Here is a 25,462-nt window from a genome sequence, read left to right on the forward strand (position 1 = left end):
CCTTTAGCGGGTGAACGAAATAGCGTTTCCCGCATCGACATTGATGATGTTGCCAGTGGACTTCGCCGAGGCGTCCGAGGCGAGGAAATAGATCGCTTCCGCGACGTCTTCGGGGAAGACGTTCAGTTGCAGCAGGGAGCGCTTGCGGTAATGCTCCTCCAGCTGATCGACCGCGAGGTTGGACGAAGCCGCACGCTGCTCCCGCCATTCGCCCGACCAGATCTTGGAGCCGCGGAGCACCGCGTCCGGATTGACCGTGTTGACGCGAATGCCAGCTTTCGCGCCCTCGAGCGCCAAGCAGCGGGCAAGGTGGATCTCAGCAGCCTTGGCCGTGCAATAGGCTGAGGCGTTGGGAGAGGAGGCGAGGCCGTTCTTGGATGCCACAAAGACGATGTTGCCCCCGAGCTTCTGGCGGCGGAACAGACGGAACGCCTCGCGGGAGACCAGGAAGTAGCCGGTCGCGAGAATGTCGATATTCTTGTTCCACATCGCAAGCTCGGTCTCCTCGATGGGAGCCGAGGAGGCAATGCCGGCATTGGATACTAGAATATCGATACCTCCGAACTCGACCGACGCCGTGACGAAGGAGGAGAGGACCTCGCTCTCGCTCGTGACGTTGAGCTTCACGCCGCGCACCACGTCGCCTCCGAAGCGCCTGCCGAAATCCGCGACTGTTGTGTCGAGCGATTCCTGATCGATGTCGGCCAGAACCACGCAGGCGCCTTCCGCAATCAACCGCTCCGCCGTCGCGCGCCCGATCCCGCCGGCGGCGCCCGTTATGAACGCGACGCGACCCGCGAGGCTTTTCGGCTTCGGAATGCGCTGGAGCTTAGCTTCCTCGAGCAGCCAGTATTCGATGTCGAAGGCTTCCTGCTGCGGCAGGCCTTGGTACTCCGAGACCGTAGACGCGCCGCGCATCACATTGATGGCGTTGACGTAGAACTCGCTGGCGATGCGAGCAGTGGCCTTGTCACGGGCGAAGGACAACATGCCGACACCTGGGATCAGGAAGATCACCGGGTTCGGATCGCGCATCTTCGGGCTGTCCGGGTGCTTGCATTGCTGGTAATAGCGCGTGTAGTCGGCGCGATAGGATTCCAGCGCCGCATCGAGACCTGTCAAAACAGAATCTACATCCGGCGATTGCGGATCGAAGTCGAGCACGAGCGGGCGAATCTTGGTCCGCAGGAAGTGGTCCGGGCAGCTGGTGCCGAGATGCGCTAGCGGCTTGAGATGGGCGGAGTTGACGAATTCGAGCACCGCATCCTGATCGTCGAAATGCCCGAGCTTGCGCTCCGCCTGACCGATCCTGCCGCGGATCTCCGGCATCAGACGCGCGGCGATCTTGCGGCGCTCGTCCCCGGGAAGGCTGGCGGCCACAGCGCCTCCGAAGGCCGGCTTGCCTGCCGTTTTCAGAGCAAACCACTTGATGGCCTGGTTGATGATGCGCAGCGTCAGCTCGTAACAATCCTTGGCCGTATCGGCCCAGGTGAAGAGGCCGTGGCTCTCGAGCACCACACCCTTGGCGTGAGGATTGGCCTTGGCGAAGGCTTCGAGGTCAAGGCCAAGCTGGAAGCCAGGACGGCGCCAGGGGAGCCATCCGATCTCGTCGCCGAAGATTTCCTGCGTGAGCGCGCGCGAGCTCTTGGAGGCTGCGATTGCGATGATCGCATCCGGGTGCATGTGATCCACATGCTTATAGGGCAGGAAGCCGTGCAGGGGCGTGTCGATGGAGGCTGCGCGCGCATTCAGGTTGAAGGTTGCATGAGGCAGGAAGCCCACCATGCGGTCCTCGTCCTCAACCCCCCTGTAGATGGACTTCAGCGACCGCAGCTTGTCCATGTAGAGGGTGGCAAAACCGTCGAGCTTGATCGTGCCGACGTCCCCGCCGGACCCTTTCACCCAGAGGACCTCGACTGTCTCACCGGTGAGCGGGTCCGTTTCCATTACCTTGGCCGAGGTGTTGCCGCCGCCATAATTCGTGATGCGCTTGTCGGCACCGAGGAGGTTTGAGCGGTAGAGGAGCAGGCCGGGCTCGTCGAGCCCGACAGCCTTTGCGTCATCCCATTTGTTGTCCAGCAGCTTCACGTTCTGTGTTGCGGTATCCACATTGTCCTCCTGCCAAGCTGAAGTGGCTGCGCAGTGCCTCACGCTCAGGCGGAGAGCATTGGCGAGGCTCCCGGCCTTGTCAACCAAAACTGGTCAAAATCAATCAAAATAGATCATGCTACGAAGGAATAAGATCGGAACTGATTGACGGTGCTCCGAATCTCCAGGACGTTAGGATTGCGCTTAAACGGATTTGATGGCCTCTTAGTGGTCTTGCTTGGTTCTGGAGCGCTCGAGTGAGGAATAATGCACGAACGTGAAAGGCATCGAATCATTCTGAACCTGGTTCAGGAAAGGCCTGTCGCCACGATCCAGGATCTGGTGGAGCTGACAGAGGCATCCGAGGCCACGATCCGCCGGGACATCGCAGCCCTTCATGTTCAAGGCCGGCTGCGCCGTGTGCGTGGCGGTGCCGAGGCCCTGCATCCTCAGCCCATCAGCCCGCTGGCGGCCAAGCCCTTCCGGATTTCCGAAGGCGAAAACACTGCCAAGAAGCGGGCCATCGCCCGCGAGGCTGTGGCCCTGTGCAGCGATGGTGACGCCATCATCATCAACGGCGGCACGACCACGTTCCAGATGGTGCATTACCTGACTGCCCGCCGGATGCAGGTCTTCACGAATTCCTTTGCGATTGCGGAGCATCTGATCAAGCATTCCAAGAACCAGGTGATGCTGCCGGGCGGCTCCGTCTATCGCGACCAGAGCATCATTCTCTCGCCCTTCGACAACGACGTGACGCGCAACTTCTATGCGCGCCGCATGTTCATGGGTGCTCAAGGCGTGGGCCCACTCGGCGTGATGGAACAGGACGCACTGATCATCCAGGCGGAACAGAAGCTCATCAACCAGGCCGACGAACTGGTGCTGATGGTCGATTCCACCAAATTCCAACGCCGTTCCAGCCTCATTCTCTGCCCGCTCAATCGTGTCTCCACGCTGATCACCGACGACGGTATTCAGGATACGGCCCGAGCCATGATCGAGGATGCGGGCATCAAGCTGATCGTTGCCAATGTCGCGGCAGCCGAAAAGCCGCCGGAATCCTCATCGGCAGCGTGAAGTCTGCCGGGAGTGTAAGCAAGGGAGGAAGAAAACATGACACTATTTGCCAAACTGGCCGTCGGAACGACTCTCGGTCTCGCCCTTCTCACGGGTGCGGCCAGCGCCGAGAACATCAAGATCGGCCTTGTCGTCAAATCCCTCGGCAACGGCTTCTTCGAAGCCGCCAATAAGGGCGCTCAGGAGGCTGCGAAGGAACTCGGCGGCGTCGACATCATCTATACCGGACCCACCACCACGACCGCCGAGGGCCAGATCGAGGTGATCAACGCGCTCATTGCCCAGAAGGTCGATGCGATCGCGATCTCGGCCAACGATCCCGACGCGGTCGCCCCGGCGCTGAAGAAGGCGGCCCAGCGCGGCATCAAGGTGATTTCATGGGATTCCGGCGTCAACAAGGACGGGCGCATCCTCCATCTCAATCCCTCTTCCAACGAGCTCATCGGCAATATGTGTCTGAAGCTCGCGGCCGATCACCTGCCGGACGGCAAGGGCGACTTCGCGATCCTGTCGGCCACCTCGACCTCGACGAACCAGAACACCTGGATTGCCGAGATGAAAAAGCAGCTGCCGAAATATCCGGGTCTGAACCTCGTCACGACTGTCTATGGCGATGACCTTGCCGACAAGAGCTATCGTGAAGCCCAGGGCCTTCTCAGCTCCCGTCCGAACGTGAAGGTGATTGTAGCTCCCACGACTGTCGGTGTGCTCGCCGCATCTCAGGCGGTGAAGGATGCCGGCAAGATCGGCCAGGTTTACGTGACGGGGCTTGGGCTTCCGTCCGAGATGGCGGGCGCCGTTCACTCGGGGGCAACCAAACAGTTCGCGATCTGGAACCCGATCGATCTCGGCTATTCGGCGGCGCAAATCGCTTATCGCCTCGTCAAGAAGGAGACCGACGGCAAGCCGGGCTCCGAGATCAATGTCGGTCGCATGGGTAAGATCAAGGTCGGTGAGAACGGCGAAGCCGCCATGGCCGATCCTTTCGTGTACGACGCCAAGAACGTCGACGAATTCGCCAAGATCTTCTGAGATCTCGACACGCTTGGAGGGAAGGTGTGGACTGCCTGCGCCTTCCTTGCTCACGTTGGCTCTCGGCGGGAATTTCCATGTCTGTCGCACAAGCAATCGCCCAGAACTCAACTCCGCTTCTGGAGATGCGCGGCATTTCCAAGTCGTTCCCCGGCGTCAAGGCCCTCGACTCCGTCGATATCGCTCTTTATCCCGGAACGGTAACGGCGCTGATCGGCGAGAACGGCGCGGGCAAATCGACGCTTGTCAAGATTCTGACGGGCATCTATCAACCGGACGGCGGCGAGATCATCGTCGAGGGCGAGCCGGTCCATTTCGCGAGCGCCGAGGCGGCCATTCGGAACGGCATCACGGCGATTCATCAGGAAACCGTCCTTTTCGACGAACTTTCGGTCGCCGAGAACATCTTTCTCGGCCATGCGCCGCGCAATCGTCTGGGATTAATCAATTGGGGCGGGATGAATGCGAGGGCAGCAGCGCTCCTGACCTCCATCGACGCCCCCGTCAGCCCGTATATGAGGCTGAAAGACCTCTCGATCGCACAACGCCACCTCGTTGCCATCGCCCGCGCCCTTTCGGTCGAAGCCCGCGTCGTCATCATGGACGAGCCCACGGCGGCGCTTTCGTACAAAGAGGTAGAGGATCTCTTCCGCATCATCGAGAGGCTGAAGCGGCAGGGCAAGGCAATCCTGTTCATCAGTCACAAGTTCGATGAGGTCTATCAGATCGCGGAGCGTTTCGCGGTCTTTAGAGATGGGCGCTCGATCGGCGCCGGTCTGCTCGCTCAGACCAGCCAGGACGAGATCGTGCGCATGATGGTCGGGCGCTCGGTCGATCACGTATTTCCGAAATTCGACGTCGCCATCGGCAACACCGTTCTGAAGGTCTCCGGATATTCCCATCCGACGGAATTCAACGACATTTCCTTCGAGCTGCGGCGCGGTGAAATTCTCGGTCTTTACGGCCTCGTCGGGGCAGGCCGCTCCGAATTCTGCCAATCTCTGTTCGGAATCACCCATCCGAGCGCCGGAAGCCTCGAACTCGAAGGGCGGTTGATCGAGATCCGCTCCCCGGCGGATGCAGTCGCTGCCGGCATCGTCTACGTGCCCGAGGAGCGAAGCCGCCATGGCGTCGTGCTCCAGATGCCGATCTTCCAGAATTTCACCATGGCCACTTTAGGCAGGACGACCCGCGCAGGCTTCCTGCGCGAAGCCGAGGAATTCGCTCTCGCCCGGCGTTATGCGGAGCGGCTGGATCTGCGGGCGGCTGCCCTGTCCGTGCCCGTCGGGACCCTCTCGGGCGGCAACCAGCAGAAGGTCGTCATTGGCAAGTGGCTCGCCGCCAGGCCGAAGGTGATCATCCTGGATGAGCCGACGAAGGGCATCGACATCGGCTCCAAGGCCGCAGTGCACGCCTTCATGAGCGAACTCGCAGGCGAGGGACTCAGCGTGCTCATGGTGTCATCCGAGTTGCCCGAAGTCCTGGGCATGTCCGACCGGGTTTTGGTGATGCGCGAAGGGCGCATGGCCGGCATCTGGAAACGTGAAGAACTCGATGCCGAGACGCTGGTGCGCGCCGCCACCGGCAACCCGTGAATGGGAAGAGAGACGCGATGAGCCGCATCCTGAAATACCGGGAACTCCTGCTGCTAGTGATCAATTTGGTGCTGATCGCCGCCTTTTCCACTCGCGCACCGGGGTTTGCCTCGCCGAAGAGCCTTGCGAACATCTTCAACGACACCTCCATCCTGATCATTCTGGCGCTCGGCCAGATGGCTGTGCTCCTGACCAGATCCATCGATCTGTCCGTTGCCGCCAACCTCTCCTTCACGGGCATGGCAGTGGCCATGCTCAATTCCGCCCATCCCGAGGTTCCGCTGCCGTTGCTGATTGCAGCCGCGCTCGGCATCGGAGCCGGTCTCGGGGCCATCAATGGTTTCATGGTCTGGAAGATCGGAATCCCCGCCATCGTTGCCACGCTCGGCACGCTCACGATCTATCGCGGCATGGCCTTCGTGCTCTCGGGCGGCGCATGGGTCAACCAGACCCAGATGACGCAGGCATTCCTCAACACGCCGCGCATGCCCGTGCTCGGTCTTCCTCTGCTGGGTTGGACGGCCATCCTCGTGATCGCCATTATCGCAATCGTATTCACGCGCACGATCTTTGGCCGGTCGCTCTATGCCGCCGGCGGCAATCCCACGGCGGCGCTGTATGCCGGTGTCGATGTAGGGCGCACGAAATTCTTCGCCTTCATGCTGTCGGGCGCCCTGTCAGGTCTCTGCGGTTATCTCTGGGTTTCGCGCTATGCGGTCGCTTACGTGGACATTGCTGCGGGTTTCGAGCTCGACACGGTCGCGGCCTGCGTGATCGGCGGCATCTCGACACTAGGCGGAATTGGCTCCGTAGGCGGCGCGGTGCTCGGCGCACTCTTCCTCGGCGTGATCAAGAACGCTCTTCCAGTCATCGAGATCTCGCCCTTCTGGCAAATGGCCATCTCCGGCCTCGTGATCATCATCGCCGTGCTCTTGAACGCGCGTCAGGACCGCCGTAAGGGCCGCCTCATTCTGCGGGACGCGGCCAAGAGCCGTTCCGTTCGTGTTGCGACCCCTGTGGAAGGAGCAGCCGCATGAGCACGCTGGCAGCCGAGAAGCGGCCTCCGCGCCATATCCCCGACAAGCTCTCGACGCCGGCCGGGCGGCTTTTGGGAAGCTGGGAGACTTTGCTGGCTGCGGTCGCCATCGCGATCTTCACCGCAAACTCCCTGGCCTCGCCACACTTCCTCGATCCCTGGAACCTGTCGGACGCTACCTACAACTTCACCGAAAAGGCGATGATCGCCTTCGCGATGACTCTCCTGATCATCTCGGGTGAGATCGATCTGTCGGTGGCGGCGATCATCGCCCTTGCCTCGACTGCGATGGGGGCAGCTGCCCAGGCCGGCTTCCAGACGCCGGCTCTCGTCGGAATCGGGCTGAGCGTAGGCCTTCTGTGCGGTGCGTTCAACGGCTTGCTGGTGGCGCGCTTCGGTCTTCCGTCCATAGTGGTGACCATCGGCACCATGAGCCTTTTCCGTGGCATTGCGCAGATTGTTCTCGGCGACCAGGCCTATGGCGGCTATCCTTCGAGCTTCGCCTGGTTCGGCCAGGGTTATATGTCGGATTTCCCCTGGTGGCCCACGATCCCCGGCTTCGAGGTCGTGACCTTCGAAATGGTCGCCTTCGTGGTCTTTGCTCTTCTCTTCGGCATTCTGCTGCATCGGACAACCTTCGGACGCTGGATCTATGCGATCGGCAACAATGCCTTCGCCGCGCAGTTTTCCGGTATTCCCGTTCAGCGCACCAAGTTCATTCTGTTTCTCCTGACAGGCCTGATGAGCGGCGTTGCCGCCGTGTGCCTCACCTCGCGCCTTGGCTCTACCCGACATACCATTGCAGTCGGTTGGGAGCTTGAAGCCATCACCATGGCGGTCCTCGGCGGCGTGAGCATCCTGGGCGGTTCCGGCAGCATTCCCGGCGTGGTGCTTGCCGCCATCGTCATGGGACTCGTGACCTTCGGCCTGGGGCTTCTCAACGTGCCCGGCATCATCATGTCCATCTTCATCGGCTTGCTTCTGATCGTCGTGATTGCGCTGCCGATTGTCGTCCGCCGCATCCGCTCGAGAACACCCGCATGATCCCGAAAGAGAAATACGCGTTCAAGATGCAGCTTAACCCCGGCATGGAGGAGGAGTACCGCCGTCGCCATGACGAGATCTGGCCGGAACTGGCGGAACTGCTGAAGGACGCAGGTGTCGAAGATTATTCGGTCCACCTCGACCGCGAAACCAATATCCTCTTCGCCGTGCTCTGGCGTCCGGCGGGAGATAACATGGCGGAGTTGCCGAACCACCCGGTGATGAAACGCTGGTGGGCTCACATGGCCGATATCATGGCGACGAATCCGGATAATTCGCCGGTCGAGGTGCCGCTCGTCACCGTCTTCCATATGGCGTGATCCCATGAACATCGCAGTGCTCGACATCGGCAAGACTAATGTCAAAGCTGTCATAGTCGAGGTGGAGGCTGGCCGCGAGCTTGCTGCACGCATAAAGCCGAACACGGTGCTGACTGATGGTCCCTATCCGCATTTCGACGTGGACGGGATTTTCGCATTCCTTCTCGACTCCCTGAAAGAACTTCATGCCGAATTCGGGTTCGAGGCCATTTCCGTTACGGCCCACGGTGCAAGCGGAGCCCTTCTCGGCGACGGTGGTCTGGTCCTGCCTGTTCTGGATTACGAATTCCGCTATCCCGCGGGAGTTGAGGAGGCCTATGATGCGATCAGGCCACCATTCGGGGAAACCTTCTCGCCTCGGCTGCCCGGCGGACTCAATCTCGGAGCGCAGCTTCACTACCAGAAGACCACCTTTCCGGAAGCCTTCGGGAAGGTGCGGACAATCGTCACTTATCCGCAATATTGGGGCTGGCGGCTGACGGGCGTCGCCGCGACGGATGTGACGTCACTTGGATGCCACACGGATCTCTGGATGCCGCGCCTCGGCATATTCTCCAGCCTCGTCGGGCGTCTCGGGATCGCCGAGAAGCTCGCACCCGTCAAGAGGCCGTCCGACCTGCTCGGCTATGTCGCGGGCGAGATCGCAGAACGGATCGAGCTCGCCGGGCCGATGCCGGTCTATTGTGGGATCCACGATTCCAACGCTTCTCTCCTGCCGCATCTCTTTCAGCGCGAGGCGCATTTTACAGTGGTGTCGACAGGCACATGGGTCGTTCTGTTCGCCGTCGGCGGAGACCTCGACCATCTCGATCCCGAGCGCGATACGCTGGCCAATGTCGATGCCCTCGGCCGCGCCGTGCCGTCGGCCCGGTTCATGGGAGGGCGGGAGTTCGAGCTCCTGACAGGAGGGAAGGGCACAGCAACACCGGCCGCCATCCGGCGCGTGCTGGAGGAGCATATTCTTCTGATGCCGAGCGTAGTTCCGGGATGCGGACCCTATCCTCATGCGAGGCATCATGTCCTCAATGCTCTCCACGGCCTCGATGCGGACGAGACCTATGTCGCGGCCTCGTTCTATGCCGCGTTGATGACCAAGACATGCCTCGATCTGACCGGCGCGGCAGGACCGGTGATCATCGAAGGTCCCTTCGCCCGCAACATGCTCTACATCGAGGCCCTCTCCCAGGCCGCCGAACGTCCGGTCAGGCCGGTCGGAGGCTCGACGGGAACTAGCATCGGTGCCGCGCTCCTGACCGCCCAAGTGCCGATGCGGGCAACGCCGCCTCCGGGAACGGCAGATTCCCCCTTTGGCCTCCCTGAAAGTTTTCGGCAGTATTGTGTGGAATGGAACCGGCTCGTGCGCGCCGGAGCTATCGATTGATCGCGAGCTCCCGGGCCGGCACGGCCCGCAAGCCTCAGGGTCAGGCCGAGCCCATATGGGGAGTTGCTGCGCCCCTGTTGCCCCGGATCGTCGATTCATCAGGCCTCAACCCATACTTTTAATCCGCATTTCGATCAAAAAAGTACAGACCTAGTGCAGTTGTGACCGTAGTCGGCTGCAAATCACCATCGTAGGCTCACGGACAAATTTTTCCTCAAGGAGAAGTCGGGGCAGGCATCTCATGGCACTGTCAGGTCGGACAGCGAGATACGATTTCATCATTGCGGGTGGCGGCTCCTCGGCCTGCGTGGCTGCGACGCGGCTCGTTCGCGATTTCGGCTGCCGCGTGCTTCTCATCGAGCGGGGACCGGCCAGAGCGGCCTCCATCATGCGAATGCCTGCGGGCTACATGAAGTATCTCGCGCGCGACGATTTTCTCGAGATGCACCGGACCGTCCCGCAACAACGTCTGGGAGGGCGCGCACCGATCGTGCCCCAGGCGAAGGTTCTGGGCGGCGGCAGCGCCGTCAATGCGATGGTCTATATGCGCGGCCAGCGCGAGGACTACGACGCCTGGGACGACTATCTCGGCAAAGGCTCCGGCTGGTCCTATGCGGATGTGCTCCCGCATTTCAGGGCGCTGGAACGCAACACCAAGTTCAACAATGCCTATCACGGCGTCGACGGGGATCTCCTGGTCTCGGACCCGGGCAGCCTGTGCGACATGACGCAGGATTTCATTCTCGCGGTGCAGGGAATGGGGCATCCCTACAATCTGGATTTCAATGGCGAACGCCAGTCGGGTGTCGGCGTCATGCAGCACACCATGGGCCGCAATGACAATGGGCGGATGGTGCGCTGCGACGCCGTATCGGCGTTCCTGTCTCAGGTTCTCGACGATCCGCGCCTGACCGTCGTGACAGATGCGCTCGTCACCAAGATCCTCATCGAGCACGGCCGGGCCATCGGCGTGGAGTACATTCACAACGGGCAGACGTCGCGCGTTCATGCGGATCGTGAGGTTTTGGTTGCGGCCGGCACCTACAACACGGCGAAGCTTCTCATGCTGTCGGGTCTCGGTCCGGCGGATCATCTCACGGAGCATGGCCTTCGCGTCGTGGCCGACCTCCCGGGCGTCGGAGCCAATCTGCAGGACCATCACGAGGTGCCGGTGATCGCGTCAACGAACCGGCCGAGCGGCTATTTTGGCCAGGACAGAGGCTGGCGCATGCTGCGTAACGGTCTCCAATATATCCTGTTTGGAACAGGGCCTGTGACCACGACGGGGATCGAATCCTGCCTGTTCTACGATCCCGACGGCAGCGAGAGGCCCACGATCCAGTTGTATTGCGCTCCCATCGTTTATCTGGACCGGGATATATCAAGTGCGAAGCCAACCTATGGCGTCACACTCACCTCGTGCCTGCTCCGGCCCAAAGCGCGGGGAAGCGTACGGCTGCGCAGCGCGAACCCGGCCGACATGCCCCTTGTCGACGCGAACTTCTTCGGCGATCCTGACGATCTGCGCCTGACATTGGCGGCGCTAGGGTTTGCCCGGCAACTGCTCGGAGCGAAACCGATCAGTCCCAAGATCGCCGAAGAATTGCTACCCGGCGCGAGCATCATGAGCGAGGAAGCGCTTGTTGAGTATTGCGGCCGGACCGTCAAAACCAATTACCACCCGTCCGGCAGCGCCCATATGGGACCTGACGATGATCCGATGGCCGTGCTCGACCATCGTATGCGCGTACGCGGCATCGGCAATCTGAGAGTGATCGACTGTTCTGCTATACCGTTTATTCCGTCGGCGAACACCAACGCGGCTGCCTTGATGCTCGGCCATCGGGCGGCCGAGTTCGTGGTCGCTCCCAGCCGCCAATCGGTCAAGGATCGACTCCCTGAAACTTCATCCTACAACTAAGGGGGATCACGGGAAGAGCTTGTGATTGGCTGGCGTAGCCGGCTTAAATTCACAACCGCGGACCCATTCAACGGAGACGCGGTACATAACCGCTAAAGTGCGGACCCAAAGAGGAAGCGGCCTGCTGCACCACATGGAGGGCGGCGAGAATGGAACGTAAATCAGTCCCCGCGTACGAAGTTATCGTATTTCCACCATCCGCATCGTTCCGATGGAACGTACATGACTATCCTCACCATTTGGCAAAATGGCATTACCATGTCGAGTATGAACTGCATCTGATCCAGAATTCCTCAGGCACCATGATGATCGGCGATTATGTCGGTCCCTTCGGGCCTGACTGCCTCGTCCTGACAGGGCCGAACCTGCCACATAATTGGCTCAGCGATACCGGCGGTCTCGCGATTCCCGACCGCGACATGCTGGTTCAGTTCAGCCCCGACTGCGCCGACCGGATCTGCAGCAACTTTCCCGAATTCGAAGAGGTGCGGATGCTTCTCATGAACGCTGCTTTCGGGCTTTTGTTCTCGGGAGAAACGGCGCGAAAAGGCGCATCCCTCCTTCGGAAGATCGGGCGCGCCCAGGGCGCCCAGCGCATGATCCTGTTTCTGGATCTTCTGGCGACATTGGCAAGGAATCCCTCCGAGCGGAAAACCCTGTCGCACCGCGCACCGGCCGCAACCATTCCCTCACGCCCGTCGGAGAAGGCGGAGCGCGCGATCAGCTATATTCACAACAACTATTTCTCGGACATTCATCTGACGGCCGTTGCTCAGCTTTGCGGCATGGAGCCAAGCGCCTTCTCGCGCTTCTTCAAAAAGCAGACGGGTCACACCTTCGCGAAATTCGTCAACCAGACTCGCATCTACTCGGCTTGCACGCTCCTGGCCCATACGGACAGGTCGGTGACTGAAATCTGCTTCGACGTGGGCTTCAACAACATAGCGAACTTCAACCGTCAGTTCGTGAAATTCTGCGATCAGACACCGTCCGCCTATCGCAGAACCGCGCGCCGCTGCACCACTCCCGCTTCGGCCACGGGGCAGGAGCGTTCTTTTGCACTCGCCAGATACGGATCTCACGATCGTAGGGACAAAAAAGTACAGATATCGATGAACAGAGGCGTGGAAGCGTTCGTAACCGCTCCATAGATTTTTCCAAGAAGCCGCGCGAGACATTCGGGCGGCTTCCGGGAGACAGGTTCAGACATTCTGCTCTGACGTGATCGCCCAGCGCCTGCAAGAACGATACGACCCGCCTCCAAGCAGGGGCGCGTCAGATCTTGGCCCGAAGCAAAGCCGGCAGGCTGGCTAGGGATCAAGTTCGGGAGGGAAAACACAATGTACCACTTCAAGAGTCTGGCTGCCTCTGCACTCACGGCTATGCTGCTGACAAGCACCTCGCCGGCTTTCGCCGATTTCTGGTCGGATGCCGCAAAGGGTATGGAGGGAACTACCATTCGGGGCATTTCCGAGAGCACGCCTCCGTCCAATTATGCCAAGGATGTTCTGGGTCCGGCCTTCACCAAGGCGACCGGCATCAAGGTCGAGTTCGAGGCGACGTCCTGGGACCAGATGTACGACAAGGCGATCAAGGACATGGAGGCCAACACCGGCATCTATGACTTCGTCTACATCGAGCAGGACATCATCTACAGCTATCTCGCCCGCAACTTCCTGGTCGATGTCACACAGGCGCTCAACGAGAATCCCACCCTCAAATCGCCCGACTTCGATCCGTCGAAATTCACGAGCTTCATCGACAACTTCAAGAACGACAAGGGCAACCTGTTCGGAGTGCCGATGGAAGCCTTCATCAAGGTCTATCTCTATCGCAAGGACTTGTTCGAGGATCCGAAGGTCAAGGAAGCCTACAAGGCGAAATACGGCGCCGACCTCGCACCCGCGAAGGACCATAAGGAGTATCGTCAGATCGCCGAGTTCTTCACCGAATGGGGCAAGACCAACGGACAGGAGCTGTGGGGTACGACGGTTCAGGCCGCCTCCGGCCATCCTGCGTCCGTTTACGAGCTGGTCGAAAGCGTGTTTCCCACCTTCGGGGTTTACAATTGGGGCATCGATACGAAGACGTATGGCGCATCGGTTGCCAATGGCGGACGATTGAACAGCCCGGAGGCCAAGGCTGCCTTCGCTTGGTGGATCGACAATCTTGCCTATGCGCCGCCGGAATCGACATCGAGTACCTGGGATGAGGTCGCCGCAACCTTCGCGGCAGGACGCGCCGCACAGGGTTTGGTCTATGGCGAGAATGCAGCCTGGATTGCGACCGACGCCAACAAATCGACCGTGGTCGGGAAGGTGGGCGTGGCGCTTCCGCCCGTCGAGCCGGGCGTCATGGACGAGGCGTCATCCGGCGCAGGATATATCGGTTACTACGACGGTGGTGCCTTTGGCATTCCGCATTCGTCGAAGAACAAGAAGGCCGCTCTCCTGTGGCTGCAATACATCGGGCAGGAATCGGTCCAGGCCGATTGGGCGCTGGCCGGATCGCGCATTACCCACAAGGTTACTTACGATAATCCGCGAGTGCAGGAGCAGGATAAGAAGGTGGACGGCTACTACACGTTGATGCGCGACAAGGGCCCGCTCTTCCGCGGCGCTCCCCCATTCCCGTTCCACAACCAGGTCCGCGAGGCGATCGCTCCCTTCATCTATCAAGCAATCACGGGCGAGCTGAAGCCTGACGAGGCCCTGGACAAGGCAGCCGCGGCCGCCGACGCAGAGCTGAAGAACCTCGGCTATCGTAAGTGACGCGCCCTCCCTTTGGGCCGGCTAGGCCACCGTGCTTCGGCGCGGTGGCCATTCAATCCTAAGATGCGCTGAATGGTGACGATCAGCGGGCAGGAGCATCCAATGCGTTGGAACTCGGTGGGATGGCTTTTTCTCGCGCCGACCCTCCTCATCCTCTTTGTCTTCGGTGTCGTTCCGTTTCTTTATGTGCTCGTCATCGGGTTTACGCAGTGGAACAGTTTTGCCGCAAACCCGGATATGCAGTTCGCGGGCGTCGAGAATTTCAGGCGCCTCGTCTTTGACGACCAGTTTCTCTACTCCCTGTGGCTCACACTCAAATTTGCTTTCTTCGCTGTGGTGAGCGAGATCGTGCTCGGTTACTTCCTAGCGCAGCTCTTCATGCGCGATTTCCCGGGCAAGGGCCTATTCCGCACCATCCACACGCTTCCGCTCGTGATTGCACCCATTGCAGTCGGGGCCACGTGGCGGCTTCTGACGGTTCCCGGGCTCGGGCCGTTGCCCTATTACCTGAACCGGTGGTTCGGCTATGAGTTCAACATCAGCCGCTACATCGACCAGGCTTTCTTCACCACTGTTGTGATGGATGTGTGGCACTGGACGCCGCTCGTTACTTTGACACTGCTTGCGGCGCTTTCATCCCTACCGAAGGAGCCCTTCGAGCAGGCGCAGATCGATGGCGCGAACCGCTTCCAAATCTTCTGGCACATCACGCTGCCGCTCTTGAAGCCGGCGATCCTCGCCACCGTATTCATCAGGATGATGGACGCGCTGCGCACGGTCGACGAGGTCTGGATGCTGACCGGCGGCGGCCCGGGAGCCGCCACCCGCTATATCGGGCTTCATATCTGGCGTGTCGTCTTTCCGAAAACCGATTACGGCTACGGGTCGGCAATGTCTCTCATCACACTCTATCTCACTATCGTCATGTGTTGGATGCTCTATGCGGGCCTTGTCGCACGACGTGATTTGAAGAGGGCTGATTGATGCGTCACTTTCGCAAAAAGGCCTCTGGATCCCTTATGGCGATCGTGTTCTGGACTCTTGCGAGCCTCATCACGTTGCTTCCGATCTACTGGATGTTCGCTGTATCCGCGAAAAGTCGCGTGCAGCTCTTCGGAAGCCCGAGCTTCGTGATCTCGAGCTTCTTCACGGAAAATTACACGATCACGCTGAGCGATCCGGCCTTCCAGCGTTACATGATCAACTCCATCGTGATCGCCACGTCGAATGCGTTGCTTGTGACGGCCCTGGCCTTGCTCGCAACCTATGCACTCTCCCGATACAAGTTGCCCGGAAAGGAAAACCTGTTCTTCTGGACGATTACGAACCGTATGGCGCCGCCAGCCGTGTTCCTGCTGCCGCTGTTTCTCCTCTATACGCAGGTCTTTGTGGTGGCGGATGTCAGGCTGTTCGACACGAGGATTGGCCTGATCCTCCTCTACTGCGTCTTCAATCTCCCATTCGCCATCTGGACGTTGCGCGGGGTAATCGACGGCATTCCCAAGGAGCTTGATGAGGCCGCCTTCGTGGACGGGGCCAATACATGGCAGGTCCTGACCCAGGTTATACTTCCTCTGGCGAAGCCCGGCCTTGCCGTAACCGGCATTCTCACCTGGGTCTTCGCGTGGAACGAGTATCTGTTCGCAGCGACGCTGACCAGCGTGCACGCGCGCACGATCACGACAGGGCTTGCCGAGTTCGTGACGGTGACCGGCACGAACTGGGGAAGAATGGCTGCAACCGCTATGCTGACCCTCGTGCCGGCCCTCCTGGTGCTCGGTCTCGCACAGCGTCACATCGTGGCAGGACTCACCTTTGGCGCGGTGAAGGAGTGACGAATGGCCGAAGATACCGAACAACCCGTTGTGGAGCGCCGTGGCTTCCTGCCGATCGAGACGAACGCATTCGACCGGGTCTTCATCGCGGTCCTTCTGTTCGTAGCATTACATCTTTTCTGGATGCGACTCGTTGAATCGGTTCTTCCTCTTGGCGTCGCGACCGTTCTGTCGCTGATCCTTGGGGCGATTATCGTCGCGCGTGGCTAGGTGGAACTTCGATGAAAGCACTCATCCTTGAGGAGAAGGGAAGGCTCTCGCTCCGTGATCACGTCATCGAGGAGGAGATCGGCCCGCGCGATGTCCGCATTCAGCTGAAGGTGGTGGGCGTCTGCGGCAGCGATGTGCACTACTACACCCATGGCGCCATCGGTCCCTTCGTGGTGCGCGATCCGATGATTCTCGGGCATGAGGCTGCGGGCGTCGTCACGGAGGTCGGTTCCGACGTCCACGAGCTCAAGGTCGGGGACCGGGTCTGCATGGAGCCGGGCATTCCCGACCCGACAAGCCGGGCCACGCGGCTGGGACTCTATAATCTCGATCCGGCGGTCCGGTTCTGGGCCACGCCGCCGGTGCATGGCGTGCTGCGTCCCAGCGTCGTTCATCCGGCCGACTTCACGTTCAAGCTGCCCGACAACGTGTCGTTCGAGGCCGCGGCGATGGTGGAACCCCTGGCTGTGGGCGTTCACGCGGCCACGAAAGCGCATGTCAAGCCGGGTGACATCGCTGTGGTGATCGGCGCAGGGCCTATCGGACTCGTGACCGTGCTTGCGGCACTCGCAGCCGGGTGCGCTCGGGTGATCGTAACCGATATCGACGACGACAAGCTCGGGCTTGCGGAGAAACTGGGAGCCGTCACTCCGGTGAATGTACGCAGTCGGAGTCTGACCGAAATCGTGAGTGCCGAGACGGACGGGTGGGGCGTCGATATCGTGTTCGAATGCTCCGGCAACGAGAAGGCGGCCGCCGATGTGTTCGATCCACTCCGTCCCGGCGGCTGCGTAGTCTATGTCGGCATTCCGCTGGAGCCAATCACCTATGATGTCGCCAAGGCTCAGGTGAAGGAGGCCCGTGTCGAGCACGTGTTTCGTTACGCTCACGTGTTCCCGCGTTGCATCGCCATGCTCGCATCCGGAGCGATAGACGTGAGCCCGCTGATTACCCGCACCTTTCCGTTCTCCGAAAGCGTCAAGGCGTTCGAGTATGCGGCCTCTGCCCCGAAAGGTGAGGTGAAAATCCAGATCAATATGCAGGACCAGGAATAACGGGGGATTCACATGGCGCCGGTCACGATCAGCAATGTCAGAAAGCGTTATGGCTCTGCCGAGGTCATTCATGGCGTCTCGGTGGATATCGATGATGGCGAATTCGTCATCCTCGTCGGTCCCTCCGGATGTGGGAAGTCGACCCTGTTGCGCATGGTTGCCGGTCTCGAAGAGATCTCGTCCGGCGATGTTCGGATCGGCGGGAAGGTCGTGAACGACAGGCCGCCGAAAGACCGGGACATCGCCATGGTGTTCCAGAATTACGCGCTCTATCCGCATATGACCGTCTACGACAACATGAGCTTCTCGCTCCGACTGAAGAGGCGGCCCGGATCGGAGATCGACTCCAAGGTCAGGCATGCGGCGTCCATTCTCGATCTCGAAAAGCTGCTCACGCGTTATCCGCGCCAGCTCTCGGGCGGTCAGCGCCAGCGTGTCGCCATGGGCCGCGCCATCGTGCGCGATCCGCAAGTTTTCCTGTTCGACGAGCCGCTCTCCAATCTCGATGCCAAGCTGCGCGTGCAGATGCGTGTCGAGATCAAGGAACTGCACCAGCGCCTCAAGACCACGACGATTTACGTGACCCACGACCAGATCGAGGCCATGACCATGGCCGACAAGATCGTGGTGATGCACGACGGCGTCGTGGAGCAGATCGGCGCGCCGCTCGAGCTCTACGACAGGCCGAGAAATCTCTTCGTCGCGGGCTTCATCGGCTCGCCGGCCATGAATTTCATCGAGGGGCAGGTTTCGGTGGTGAACTGCCAGCCTGGCGTGATGACGGATGACGGTGTTGCGCTTCCGGTGTCGGTTCCCCCGGATTCGCTCCAGAATGGGCAGCGGGTCATCTATGGCATCCGTCCCGAGCATATCACCCTACACGAGAGCGGACACGCAGCGCATGTCTCCGTGATCGAGCCGACAGGGTCGGAGACCCAGGCGTTCATGAAACTCGGCAACAGCCCACTGGTCGGAGTCTTCCGCGAGCGGATCGCCCTGCATCCGGGTGAGCGACTGGGCATTCGCTTGGATCCCGGCAAGGCTCACCTGTTCGACAAGACCTCGGGGCAGAGATTGGCCTGAAGGCCGCTGGGATCACGGAGTCCGGCATGTTTCTGGAAAAGCTCAGGCTTGATGATCGTGTGGCGGTCGTAACCGGGGGAGGGCGCGGGATCGGCCTTGCCTGTTGCGAGGCCTTGGCCGAGGCAGGCGCGGGCGTCGTCATCGCGGATATCGACATGGATGTTGCGGAAGAGGGGCGCTCATATCTGAGGAAAAAGGGATTCTCGGCCGAGGCCGTTCGGCTCGATGTCACCGCTTCGCAGGCCGTCACGCAGCTGGCAAATGCCCTGGTAGATCTCAACGGCCGTGTCGACATCCTCGTGGCCTGCGCGGGAATCGCCCGCACGGGCACTCCCGCGGAGGACGTCACCGACGAGCATTGGCTGAATGTGAACGACGTCAACTACAATGGCGTGTTCTGGTGCAACCGGGCCTTCGGGCGGCATATGCTGCAGGCCGGACGCGGCGCCATCGTCAATGTGGGGTCCATGTCCGGCTTCATCGCCAATCGCCCTCAACGGCAGACCTATTATAACGCCTCGAAGGCAGCCGTTCACCACCTGACGCGCTCCCTCGCCGCCGAATGGGCGGATCGAGGAGTGCGGGTGAACGCGGTCGCGCCGACTTACATCGAAACACCCCTGACGAAATATGCCTATGAGTCACCTGGAATGGTCGAGGCATGGCTTCGTGACACGCCGATGGGGCGGCTGGGACAGCCGCACGAGATCGCATCCGTGGTGCATTTTCTGGCGTCCGACGCGGCGAGCCTCATGACGGGTTCCGTCGTGGTCGCCGATGGCGGCTTTACGTGCTGGTAAGGAAAGATCGATGGAATTCCAGGGCAAAAGCGTTCTTGTAACCGGGGCAGGCAAGGGCATTGGTCGCGCGACGGCGAAGCTGCTCGCCGAGCGTGGCGCGCAAGTAGTGGCGGTGACACGGACGAAGGAGGATCTCGACAGCCTGGAAAGCGAGATCGACTGCCGCTCAATCGTGGTCGATCTGGCGGATGCGGCAGCTACGCGGAAGGCGGCCGCCGCCGCCGTGCCGGTCGATTACCTGGTGAACTGCGCGGGAACGACGGCGCTCGACCCTTTCCTCGATGTGACGACGGAGACGTTCGACTGGATCTATGCGGTCAATACGCGCGCCCCCATGATCGTTGCCCAGGAATATGCGCGGGACCGCGTGAACCGCGGCGTGCCTGGAGCTATCGTGAATGTCTCGTCGGTCTCGTCCTTTATCGGGTTTGCCGATCACGCGGCCTATTGCGCCTCGAAGGGCGCCCTTGATGCCCTGACGCGTGTGATGGCCAATGAGCTGGGGCGCCATCAGATCCGCGTCAATGCCATCAACCCGACGGTGACCCTCACGCCGATGGCGACGAAAGCTTGGAGCGATCCCGAGAAAGCCGCGAGGATGCTCTCGCGCATTCCTCTCGGGCGTTTCGCCGATCCCGAGGACGTCGCCGAGGTGATCCTCTATCTCTTGAGCGATCGCTCCGCTATGCTAAATGGCTTGGCATTGCCGGTCGATGGCGGCTTCATGATCAATTGATCACAAGAGAGTGCCGGGTTTCGATGGCACCGCCGCAACGGCCGGTGTCGTAGCGGAAGGCACTCGAAACCCGGCGCTCTTACTTGATAGGTTCAGGTCAGATGGTTCGCTCCCTCTCCCTTGCAAATTTGGCATCCGTGCCCGAGATGGTCGCGCGGCCGCGCTATGCCCGCGAGTCGCTGCGTGCGGGCATCCTTCACATCGGCGTCGGAAACTTCCATCGCGCCCATCAGGCGGTCTACCTGGATGACCTGTTCAACGCAGGGAAGGATCGCGACTGGGCCATCGTCGGAGCCGGTGTGCGGCAGGGTGATGCCGCCATGCGGCGTGCGCTCGAGCCGCAGGACTTGCTCACCACCGTGGTCGAGCTGGAGCCTGGGGCCAATCGCGCCCGTATTTCCGGTTCTATGATCGATTTCGTGCCGGTCAATGAGGACGGCAGGGCGATCGTCGACGCCCTCGACGATCCGGCGATCAGGATCGTGTCGCTGACGGTCACGGAAGGCGGCTATTGCATCGATCCCGCCACCGGGGCCTTCAATCCCGATCATCCAGAGATCCGCTACGACGCGTCTCACATGGAGGCGCCCAGGGGCGTGTTCGGCGTGCTGCTGGCCGCGCTGAAGCGCCGCCGCGACCGAGGGCTCGCTGCCTTTACAATCATGTCCTGCGACAACATCCCCCATAACGGACGCGTGACGATGGAAGCGGTCGCGGGAACCGCCGATCTGATCGACCCCGCCCTTGCGGCTTATGTGCGCGAATCCGTGGCGTTTCCCAACAGCATGGTGGATCGGATCACACCTGCCACGACCGACCGGGAGCGCGCGATCCTGGAAGAACGGTTCGGCCTCAAAGACAATTGGCCCGTTTTCTGCGAGCCCTTCCGGCAATGGGTGCTCGAAGACCATTTCCCCGGCGGGCGTCCCGCGCTGGAGGAGGTTGGCGTCACCTTCACGCCCCATGTAGCCGCCTTCGAGCTGATGAAGCTGCGAATTCTCAACGGTGGGCATGCCGCCATTGCCTATCCGGCCGCGCTTTTGGGAGTTCACTTCGTGCATGATGCGATGGCCGAACCCCTCGTGCGTGGCTTCCTCGACAAGCTAGAGACGGAAGAGATCATTCCTCATGTGCCTCCTGTGCCCGGCGTCGATCTCGCGGATTACTATCAGCTCATCGCGAGGCGCTTCTCCAATCCGGATGTGGGCGATACGATCCCGCGTCTTGCGCAGGACGGATCGAACCGGCAGCCCAAATTCATTCTCCCGTCGACGCGCGAAAGACTCAAGGCCGGGGCGGATGTGCCGGGGCTTGCGCTCGAATCCGCGCTCTGGTGCCGCTACTGCGCGGCGACAACGGATGCGGGGGCAGCGTTCGAGCTGAACGATCCCAATGCCGAGCGCCTGGTGCCTGCGGCTCTCGCAGCCAGGGACGACCCGGGTGCGTTCCTGGCGTTGCGCGACATATTCGGCGATCTCGCCGACGCTCCCCGGTTTCGCTTGCGGTTCGAAGCTGCGCTCAACAGTCTCTGGCGCGATGGGGCCCGCGCCACGCTGCAGCGCTACTTGAGCGGCGACTTCGCCTGACCGAGCGCCGAGAGGCGACAGGTGACCTGATAGGGACAATGGCCGATGTATATGGGAATTGATTTAGGCACCTCCAGCGTCAAGATCGTTCTCATTGACGAAGGGGGCGCACTCATTGACGAGGCGTCGTCACCGCTCTTGCTGTCGCGGCCACGGCCCCTCTGGTCAGAGCAGGAGCCGCAGGCCTGGTGGGATGCCGTCCAGGCTGCAGTCGGAGCCCTGAAGGCGCGCCGCTCTCTCGATGCTGTGGTAGGGATCGGATTGTCCGGCCAGATGCATGGTGCGGTTCTGCTCGATGACCGGAATCAGGTGCTGCGGCCGGCCATTCTGTGGAATGACGGGCGAGCGGGGGCGGAGTGCAAGGAACTTGAACGCTCCGAGCCGAACAGCCGGGAGATCACCGGGAACCTCGCGATGCCCGGCTTCACTGCTCCCAAGCTCATTTGGGTGTCCAGGCACGAGCCCGACATTTTCAGACGCACGGCGCGGGTGCTGCTTCCGAAAGACTGGATTCGCCTGAAGCTCACGGGCGAGGCGGTCAGCGAGATGTCGGACGCAGCCGGCACTCTCTGGCTGGATGTGGGACAGCGGCGATGGTCGCCGGCCATGCTTGCCGCAACCGGCCTCAGCGAACGGCACATGCCGCGTCTTGTGGAAGGAACCGAGGTTTCGGGACACCTGTCTTCGGAAGCCGCGGCCCTTCTCGGCATGCGGCCCGGCATCCCGGTCGCCGGCGGCGGCGGCGACAATGCGGCGGGCGCCGCAGGAATCGGCGTCGTGCATCCGGATAAGGCGTTCGTATCCCTCGGCACGTCGGGAGTAATCTTTGTGGCTGACGACATCCTGAAGAAGGATCCAGAGCGGGCAGTCCATGCTTTCTGTCACTGCATTCCGGGCATGTGGCACCGGATGGCTGTTATCCTTTCTGCCGCAGCTACTTTGTCGTTTGCTGCACATCTTTCCGGTGCGGCTGACGAAGCATCTCTCCTCGCAGAGACGGAGGCCGCGGGCCTTGCAGCAAAGACGCAAAGCCGTCTCGTCTTTCTGCCTTATCTCAGCGGCGAGCGGACACCGCACAACGACCCGACGGCTTCCGGCGTCCTCTTCGGACTCGACAGTACGACGACACGGGCAGATCTGGGGCGGGCGGCTCTCGAAGGGGTGGCTTTCGCTCTGGCAGATGGGCTCGATGTCCTCGAAGCCAGCGGAGGCGCCCTGGATGCCCTCTCGGTCATCGGCGGCGGGGCGCGCTCGAGATTGTGGGGGAGAATCCTCTCGGCAGCTCTCCAGCGCCCTCTCACCTATCACCGGGGTAGCGAGGTGGGGCCCGCTCTCGGGGCGGCGCGGCTCGCGAGAACTGCGGCTTCCGGTGCCAGTCTGGACGAAGCCTGTCCTCCTCCGCCGGTGTCTCACGTTATCGAGCCGGAGGCTGAACTTGTGGAGGCGCTTGCGCCTCGGCGCGCCTTGTATCGCCGCTTGTATTCCGACCTGAAATCGTCCTTCGCGGCTTCGGTGGCGTGAGCCCCGCATCGGGAACGAGGGATAGAACTTCACTTTTCAATCAACACGAGGTCAGGAGACGCAAGCATGGCGCTGAATGAGGAGAATGCTCGACGGTCCAACCGCACGATGACCGCGATCGTCTGTCACGGCCCGGAGGACTATCGCGTTGAACAGGTGGAGCGCCCAGTGCCGGGAGAGTGCGAGATGGTGCTGCGGATCGCCTTCTGCGGTATCTGTGCCAGCGACTGCAAGTGCTGGTCGGGAGCCAAGATGTTCTGGGGGGGAGACAAGCCCTATGTGAAGCCGCCGGTCATTCCTGGGCACGAGTTTTATGGGCATGTCGACGAGCTGGGCCCGGGCGCTGCGGAGCACTTCGGTGTCTCCGTCGGTGACCGTGTGATCGCGGAGCAGATCGTGCCTTGCGATCAATGCCGATTCTGCCGATCCGGGAAGTATTGGATGTGCGAGGTCCATAACATCTTTGGCTTCCAACGTGTTGTTGCCGATGGTGGAATGGCTGAGTACATGCGTATTCCGCGCACCGCGCGCGTACACAAGATCGACGAAGGCATTTCTGCCGATGACGCCGCGATCATTGAGCCCTTGTCCTGTGCAATCCACACGATAAATCGCGGCGAGATCCAGCTTGACGATGTAGTGGTGATCGCAGGAGCAGGCCCCATCGGTCTCATGATGGTGCAGGTGGCAAAACTCAAGACGCCGAAGCTGCTCATCGCCATCGACATGGTCGACGAGCGTCTTAAGCTCGCGAAATCGTTCGGCGCCGACGTGGTCATTAATCCGCGCGAGCAGGATGCATTGTCGATTGTCCGTTCTCTTACCGACGGCTATGGCTGCGACGTCTACGTCGAGGCTACCGGCTCACCAAGCGGGGTCGAGCAGGGGCTCAATCTCGTTCGCAAGCTCGGTCGGTTCGTGGAGTTCTCCGTCTTCGGGGCACCGGCAACGATCGATTGGTCGATCATCGGCGACCGCAAGGAACTCGACATCCGGGGGGCTCACCTTGGACCGTATTGCTATCCCATCGCCATCAACTTGCTGTCGCGAGGGCTAGTCACCTCAAGGGGCATCGTCACTCACCGTTATCCTCTCAACGAATGGGATCGTGCAATTGCGGTGGCGAACTCGCTCGATAGCATCAAGGTTCTGATGGAGGCGAAAAGTCCCGAGAAGGGATGATCTCGCCACGGCCGTACCAAGCAAAGCGAGGCGGATCTGTTGCAAGTAGGGGTTAGGAATGAGAATGGATCAGGTGCTTGTGGAGAGCTCATGCGGCGAGCAGATTGGACTGCTCGGCGAGTGACGGCCGCAGAATGTGAGCATATTTCGCCTGCTGCTTGCGCAGCATGTGGATCATCTCGATGCCGCCCAAGGTCGCCCGAGCAGACGCCATCGCCTTAAACCCGAGCATCGGACGCACTCGTTTCTTGATGGTCCGATGATCCTGTTCAATGCGATTGTTCAAATAGCCGCTCTGCCGGACCCGGGCCGGCTTCAGCTCGCGCCTTGATTTTTCTTTAGGTCGATCAGCAGTATCGCAGGAGTGGATCGCTTCACGTCCGGTCTGGCTGCCATCGACCAGGATCCGTTCAGGGCGGGCATGTCGTTTAAGCGCCTTGCGCAGGAACCGCTTAGCAACAGTCAAATCGGCGACCAGCGATGCGCCGAACGGCTGAAGCAGCCCGCCCTGATTCAGTTTTCCCAATGGGATTGGCGCGGAGCCGAGACGCTCGATCAGGCTGGCGATGTCAGCGTTGGCGCTGGCGTCTTTGCCCGAGACGAACAGAACGCGGCGTCCGCCATCCTGCGCCGGATCACTGGCCAGCACGGCCGCCGGCAGGGTGTTGAAGGCTTTGACCACCCGAGCTCCGGGAATCATCTCGGCGATAATGTCCGTCGAGGGGCGGCCTCCAAGATCCTTAGGAATGAAGGCCGGGAAGTCGATGGCGTTCGTCGCGTCGACGACGATCCGGCCGTTCGATTGGGCTGAGCCCTGAACCGCGTCTGCGGTAGCTGTGAAGGATACGGCGAGGATAACCGTATCCGCTTTCGAAGCCTCAGGCAGAGTCGTCGGCGTGACGTGTGATCCGAGCTCTGCAATCAGACCCGCAAGGGACTCCGGCCCCCGGCTGTTGGCGATCAGAACGTCGATGTTGCTGCGGGCGAACGGGTGGGCGAGGGCGCTGCCGATCGCGCCCGAGCCGATGATGGCACAGATCATGGCACAGAGATCCTTCTGCAGGTTTGGGAAGTCACGTTTGGTCTTTTTGCTGGCCTTGAGCGAGCCTCCGTGAAAGCAGGGGCTGCAAGTCTGGTTCACCTCATCCCATGGGCGTCGAGGTATCCCGCCGTCTTTGTCTCAGGT

General features: G+C 61.0%; 21 protein-coding genes and 2 pseudogenes. 20 read left to right on the forward strand and 3 right to left on the reverse strand.

Annotation, left to right across the window (positions count from 1 at the left end):
• Nucleotides 1–3: 3 nt before the first annotated feature.
• Nucleotides 4–2,109 (reverse strand): bifunctional rhamnulose-1-phosphate aldolase/short-chain dehydrogenase, encoded by a 2,106-nt coding sequence (locus GR328_RS21800; protein ID WP_160887614.1) that lies wholly within the window; start codon nucleotides 2,107–2,109, stop codon nucleotides 4–6.
• Nucleotides 2,110–2,355: 246 nt separating this feature from the next.
• On the opposite strand from GR328_RS21800, the gene GR328_RS21805 reads away from it, so the two are divergent.
• From GR328_RS21805 to GR328_RS21900, 20 genes are all read left to right on the forward strand, one after another.
• Nucleotides 2,356–3,168, forward strand: a complete 813-nt coding sequence (locus GR328_RS21805) for a DeoR/GlpR family DNA-binding transcription regulator (RefSeq protein WP_160887616.1) — start codon at nucleotides 2,356–2,358, stop codon at nucleotides 3,166–3,168.
• 36 nt (nucleotides 3,169–3,204) lie between these two features.
• Complete coding sequence (rhaS, locus tag GR328_RS21810; protein WP_160887618.1) at nucleotides 3,205–4,200, forward strand: rhamnose ABC transporter substrate-binding protein; 996 nt, start codon at nucleotides 3,205–3,207, stop codon at nucleotides 4,198–4,200.
• 77 nt (nucleotides 4,201–4,277) lie between these two features.
• Nucleotides 4,278–5,795, forward strand: coding sequence for a sugar ABC transporter ATP-binding protein (locus GR328_RS21815; protein WP_160887620.1), 1,518 nt, complete (start codon nucleotides 4,278–4,280; stop codon nucleotides 5,793–5,795).
• Nucleotides 5,796–5,812: 17 nt separating this feature from the next.
• Complete coding sequence (locus tag GR328_RS21820; protein WP_160887622.1) at nucleotides 5,813–6,832, forward strand: ABC transporter permease; 1,020 nt, start codon at nucleotides 5,813–5,815, stop codon at nucleotides 6,830–6,832.
• Nucleotides 6,829–7,875, forward strand: coding sequence for an ABC transporter permease (locus GR328_RS21825; protein WP_160887624.1), 1,047 nt, complete (start codon nucleotides 6,829–6,831; stop codon nucleotides 7,873–7,875). Before GR328_RS21820 ends, GR328_RS21825 begins: the two co-directional genes overlap by 4 nt.
• The gene (gene rhaM / locus GR328_RS21830; protein ID WP_343039449.1) at nucleotides 7,875–8,195 is read left to right on the forward strand and encodes an L-rhamnose mutarotase; all 321 of its coding nucleotides are present in this window, start codon (nucleotides 7,875–7,877) and stop codon (nucleotides 8,193–8,195) included. Before GR328_RS21825 ends, rhaM begins: the two co-directional genes overlap by 1 nt.
• A gap of 4 nt (nucleotides 8,196–8,199) precedes the next feature.
• Nucleotides 8,200–9,576 carry an FGGY-family carbohydrate kinase gene (locus tag GR328_RS21835; protein ID WP_160887628.1) on the forward strand — a complete coding sequence of 459 codons (1,377 nt, stop codon included), beginning with the start codon at nucleotides 8,200–8,202 and terminating at the stop codon, nucleotides 9,574–9,576.
• 241 nt (nucleotides 9,577–9,817) lie between these two features.
• A complete protein-coding gene (locus GR328_RS21840) occupies nucleotides 9,818–11,497 on the forward strand; it encodes a GMC family oxidoreductase (protein ID WP_160887630.1) in 1,680 nt (559 codons plus the stop codon).
• Nucleotides 11,498–11,736: 239 nt separating this feature from the next.
• Nucleotides 11,737–12,648: an AraC family transcriptional regulator gene (locus GR328_RS21845; protein ID WP_246216027.1), complete on the forward strand. Its 912-nt coding sequence runs from the start codon at nucleotides 11,737–11,739 to the stop codon at nucleotides 12,646–12,648.
• A gap of 189 nt (nucleotides 12,649–12,837) precedes the next feature.
• The gene (locus GR328_RS21850; RefSeq protein ID WP_160887634.1) at nucleotides 12,838–14,268 is read left to right on the forward strand and encodes an ABC transporter substrate-binding protein; all 1,431 of its coding nucleotides are present in this window, start codon (nucleotides 12,838–12,840) and stop codon (nucleotides 14,266–14,268) included.
• A gap of 102 nt (nucleotides 14,269–14,370) precedes the next feature.
• The gene (locus GR328_RS21855) at nucleotides 14,371–15,252 is read left to right on the forward strand and encodes a carbohydrate ABC transporter permease (RefSeq protein ID WP_160887636.1); all 882 of its coding nucleotides are present in this window, start codon (nucleotides 14,371–14,373) and stop codon (nucleotides 15,250–15,252) included.
• Nucleotides 15,253–15,287: 35 nt separating this feature from the next.
• Nucleotides 15,288–16,103 (forward strand): carbohydrate ABC transporter permease, encoded by an 816-nt coding sequence (locus GR328_RS21860; RefSeq protein ID WP_205790205.1) that lies wholly within the window; start codon nucleotides 15,288–15,290, stop codon nucleotides 16,101–16,103.
• Nucleotides 16,104–16,106: 3 nt separating this feature from the next.
• Nucleotides 16,107–16,313 (forward strand): DUF2160 family membrane protein, encoded by a 207-nt coding sequence (locus GR328_RS21865; protein ID WP_160887640.1) that lies wholly within the window; start codon nucleotides 16,107–16,109, stop codon nucleotides 16,311–16,313.
• 11 nt (nucleotides 16,314–16,324) lie between these two features.
• A complete protein-coding gene (locus GR328_RS21870) occupies nucleotides 16,325–17,368 on the forward strand; it encodes an NAD(P)-dependent alcohol dehydrogenase (protein WP_160887642.1) in 1,044 nt (347 codons plus the stop codon).
• Nucleotides 17,369–17,380: 12 nt separating this feature from the next.
• The gene (locus GR328_RS21875) at nucleotides 17,381–18,451 is read left to right on the forward strand and encodes an ABC transporter ATP-binding protein (protein ID WP_160887644.1); all 1,071 of its coding nucleotides are present in this window, start codon (nucleotides 17,381–17,383) and stop codon (nucleotides 18,449–18,451) included.
• Between the two features lie 26 nt (nucleotides 18,452–18,477).
• Nucleotides 18,478–19,251 (forward strand): SDR family NAD(P)-dependent oxidoreductase, encoded by a 774-nt coding sequence (locus GR328_RS21880; RefSeq protein ID WP_160887645.1) that lies wholly within the window; start codon nucleotides 18,478–18,480, stop codon nucleotides 19,249–19,251.
• 10 nt (nucleotides 19,252–19,261) lie between these two features.
• The gene (locus tag GR328_RS21885; RefSeq protein WP_160887647.1) at nucleotides 19,262–19,987 is read left to right on the forward strand and encodes an SDR family oxidoreductase; all 726 of its coding nucleotides are present in this window, start codon (nucleotides 19,262–19,264) and stop codon (nucleotides 19,985–19,987) included.
• Nucleotides 19,988–20,088: 101 nt separating this feature from the next.
• Nucleotides 20,089–21,573, forward strand: coding sequence for a mannitol dehydrogenase family protein (locus tag GR328_RS21890; protein ID WP_160887649.1), 1,485 nt, complete (start codon nucleotides 20,089–20,091; stop codon nucleotides 21,571–21,573).
• Nucleotides 21,574–21,618: 45 nt separating this feature from the next.
• A complete protein-coding gene (gene xylB / locus GR328_RS21895) occupies nucleotides 21,619–23,094 on the forward strand; it encodes a xylulokinase (protein ID WP_160887651.1) in 1,476 nt (491 codons plus the stop codon).
• A 108-nt stretch (nucleotides 23,095–23,202) separates the two neighbouring features.
• On the forward strand, nucleotides 23,203–24,276 hold the full coding sequence (locus GR328_RS21900; RefSeq protein ID WP_205790207.1) for a zinc-binding dehydrogenase: 1,074 nt from the start codon (nucleotides 23,203–23,205) through the stop codon (nucleotides 24,274–24,276).
• An 88-nt stretch (nucleotides 24,277–24,364) separates the two neighbouring features.
• Here GR328_RS21900 and GR328_RS21905 read toward each other — a convergent pair.
• A pseudogene (locus tag GR328_RS21905) lies at nucleotides 24,365–24,745 on the reverse strand (DDE-type integrase/transposase/recombinase); the annotation flags it as partial.
• 312 nt (nucleotides 24,746–25,057) lie between these two features.
• Nucleotides 25,058–25,318: pseudogene (locus GR328_RS28370) on the reverse strand (NAD(P)-binding domain-containing protein); the annotation flags it as partial.
• Nucleotides 25,319–25,462: the final 144 nt, after the last annotated feature.

Origin of the sequence: Microvirga makkahensis (genome assembly GCF_009830105.1) — a bacterium.
Taxonomy (GTDB): Bacteria; Pseudomonadota; Alphaproteobacteria; order Rhizobiales; family Beijerinckiaceae; genus Microvirga; species Microvirga makkahensis.

What these genes read in the sequence shown, in the direction of transcription:
- GR328_RS21805 (WP_160887616.1), top strand. Translation starts at nt 2,356, where the DNA reads ATGCACGAACGTGAAAGGCATCGAATCATTCTGAACCTGGTTCAGGAA.
- rhaS (WP_160887618.1), top strand. Translation starts at nt 3,205, where the DNA reads ATGACACTATTTGCCAAACTGGCCGTCGGAACGACTCTCGGTCTCGCC.
- GR328_RS21815 (WP_160887620.1), top strand. Translation starts at nt 4,278, where the DNA reads ATGTCTGTCGCACAAGCAATCGCCCAGAACTCAACTCCGCTTCTGGAG.
- GR328_RS21820 (WP_160887622.1), top strand. Translation starts at nt 5,813, where the DNA reads ATGAGCCGCATCCTGAAATACCGGGAACTCCTGCTGCTAGTGATCAAT.
- GR328_RS21825 (WP_160887624.1), top strand. Translation starts at nt 6,829, where the DNA reads ATGAGCACGCTGGCAGCCGAGAAGCGGCCTCCGCGCCATATCCCCGAC.
- GR328_RS21835 (WP_160887628.1), top strand. Translation starts at nt 8,200, where the DNA reads ATGAACATCGCAGTGCTCGACATCGGCAAGACTAATGTCAAAGCTGTC.
- GR328_RS21840 (WP_160887630.1), top strand. Translation starts at nt 9,818, where the DNA reads ATGGCACTGTCAGGTCGGACAGCGAGATACGATTTCATCATTGCGGGT.
- GR328_RS21850 (WP_160887634.1), top strand. Translation starts at nt 12,838, where the DNA reads ATGTACCACTTCAAGAGTCTGGCTGCCTCTGCACTCACGGCTATGCTG.
- GR328_RS21855 (WP_160887636.1), top strand. Translation starts at nt 14,371, where the DNA reads ATGCGTTGGAACTCGGTGGGATGGCTTTTTCTCGCGCCGACCCTCCTC.
- GR328_RS21860 (WP_205790205.1), top strand. Translation starts at nt 15,288, where the DNA reads ATGGCGATCGTGTTCTGGACTCTTGCGAGCCTCATCACGTTGCTTCCG.
- GR328_RS21865 (WP_160887640.1), top strand. Translation starts at nt 16,107, where the DNA reads ATGGCCGAAGATACCGAACAACCCGTTGTGGAGCGCCGTGGCTTCCTG.
- GR328_RS21870 (WP_160887642.1), top strand. Translation starts at nt 16,325, where the DNA reads ATGAAAGCACTCATCCTTGAGGAGAAGGGAAGGCTCTCGCTCCGTGAT.
- GR328_RS21875 (WP_160887644.1), top strand. Translation starts at nt 17,381, where the DNA reads ATGGCGCCGGTCACGATCAGCAATGTCAGAAAGCGTTATGGCTCTGCC.
- GR328_RS21880 (WP_160887645.1), top strand. Translation starts at nt 18,478, where the DNA reads ATGTTTCTGGAAAAGCTCAGGCTTGATGATCGTGTGGCGGTCGTAACC.
- GR328_RS21885 (WP_160887647.1), top strand. Translation starts at nt 19,262, where the DNA reads ATGGAATTCCAGGGCAAAAGCGTTCTTGTAACCGGGGCAGGCAAGGGC.
- GR328_RS21890 (WP_160887649.1), top strand. Translation starts at nt 20,089, where the DNA reads ATGGTTCGCTCCCTCTCCCTTGCAAATTTGGCATCCGTGCCCGAGATG.
- xylB (WP_160887651.1), top strand. Translation starts at nt 21,619, where the DNA reads ATGTATATGGGAATTGATTTAGGCACCTCCAGCGTCAAGATCGTTCTC.
- GR328_RS21900 (WP_205790207.1), top strand. Translation starts at nt 23,203, where the DNA reads ATGACCGCGATCGTCTGTCACGGCCCGGAGGACTATCGCGTTGAACAG.